A 1,938-nucleotide genomic window follows, 5' to 3' on the forward strand; every position below is an offset into this window, starting at 1 on the left:
CTGGCATCGTTTCAATAAAGGCATTGTAATGCTCTGGATGAATATCAGGCTGGAGGAGTCTATTGTCTTCTGCAACCTTTCGCAGCATTGGAATCGTACATCCATTTTTCTTTATCAATATTTGCGCCTCTTCACTAACCATAAAATCGATCAGTGCATGTGCCGCTGGCTTATTTGGACTATCTACATGGACTCCAAGTGCCCCTCCAAGTAAAAGTGTGCCTACATCTTTATTTTTAGGCGGTGGAATTACATCCCATTGTATCTTATGGTCTCTGAATTCATTCATAAAATAATAGGTAGTTAAGATCATCGCTGCCCCTTCTCGCATAAACAGGTTCTCAGCGAGGTCGTTGCTACCATGTGAAAAAATAGGGGAAACCTGATGTTTGTACATTAAATCAACACAAAACTCTAACGCTTCTATATTTTCCTTACTGTTCATCACCGGCTTAGTTCCGGTTGAATCTTTAAAGCTTCCTTTATTTTGTAATAGAAAAACTGGCCATCTGTTAGTCGAGGAGGAAAAACAAAAACCATACTCATTCACTAAATTATCCTCATTTAGATCATGTGTTGTTTTTCGGGACACCTCTAACAGATCATTCCAATCTTTTATATGAAAATCGTTTAGGACGCCTGCTTTTTCAAATATCCGTTTGTTGTAGCAAATCATTACTGGCGAGAAAACAAACGGAGTAACATGCATTTTGTTTTCCGTTGAAAACATTTGAAAAACTTGGTGATAACTATCCTTCATCGGATCTATATGCGCTGGTAAATAGGGTTCTATAAGATCTAAGTGATCCTTCTCCATCAGCTGTCTATAATGATAGTCTGAAACCATAAAAACGTCCGGGCCAGTACCGTGTTTAAATGACTGCATAAGGTTATAAACGTACTGATCATTTGGTAAAATTTCAAGATTTATCTTAATATAAGGATTCAATTGTTCAAATCTCTGAATGATTAGATTAATAATCTCAATCTCATAGGAGTTAGAAAACCAACCGAGCGTTAAAGTTTGCTTTTGTGTGTCATCAGGCAAGGTTACCCGGTTTCCCTTTCCTGCTATTTTTTCTATAAGCCCTTCTTCCACTAGCTCTGCTAACGCTTTTCTTATGGAAACTCGACTAAGCGCATATTCTTTACTTAATGTATTTTCTGGCAATATAAATTCCCCAGGTTTAATCTTCCCTGTAATAATCTCTTGTTTTACCTCATGGATAAACTTGTTATAACGACTTTCAAAGTCACTTTGTCGTTTTATCAATGCTTACAACTCCCCTGCCAAAATTGGCGCTATATAAAGATATGAATCAATCATAACATGTGCAAGGTTGGTAGTTTTATTTCATTAACCATTTATCTAAAAATAAGTAAGCTGCTTGCCTAATTTCATAGGGAAAATCATGACCCGAGTTCCCTATTAATGTTTGGATTTTTTCTGTACAATCCATCCACTTATACAATGAATTTAGTTCAAAAAGTCCTTCAGCAGCTGGTTTCCAATGCGGGAAAATAGAATCATTTTGCCCCATCCATAGAAAAAAAGGAGTAGGTGCCACTAATGCAGCTATTTCAGTAAATTCAAAAGGAACCTTATCATCATTTATGTAGTTACTTAACTGGGGGATATGACTAAACCAATCTCGTTTTCCCCAACGATGTAACTCCGGATCTCCTGCAAATGTTGAAAATCCACAACTACATACCACTGCCTTTATTCTACGATCTACTCCAGCTAAAAAGTAACCGTTGTAGCCTCCAAGTGAGTGTCCAATCACCCCTATTTTATCGCTGTCTACACAATTTAAGCTCTCTAATAGACTTATTCCCTGCTGATGATCCACAAGCATTTTAGCTACTGCAGACCAGTTCGGATGTGCGGCGTCAAAGCTTGCTGTCTGAAAAGGCTTTTCGTCCTGTAGCACCCGT

At 37.8% G+C, this 1,938-nt stretch carries 2 protein-coding genes; both read right to left on the reverse strand.

The window, feature by feature from the left end:
- Nucleotides 1-1,273, reverse strand: a 1,273-nt coding sequence (locus tag AC06OU_RS10000) for an extracellular solute-binding protein (protein ID WP_475855525.1), incomplete at its 3' end; no start/stop codon positions are given.
- A gap of 76 nt (nt 1,274-1,349) precedes the next feature.
- Nucleotides 1,350-1,938, reverse strand: a 589-nt coding sequence (locus tag AC06OU_RS10005; RefSeq protein WP_475855526.1) for an alpha/beta hydrolase family protein, incomplete at its 5' end; no start/stop codon positions are given.

It is taken from the genome of Psychrobacillus sp., from assembly GCF_056205495.1.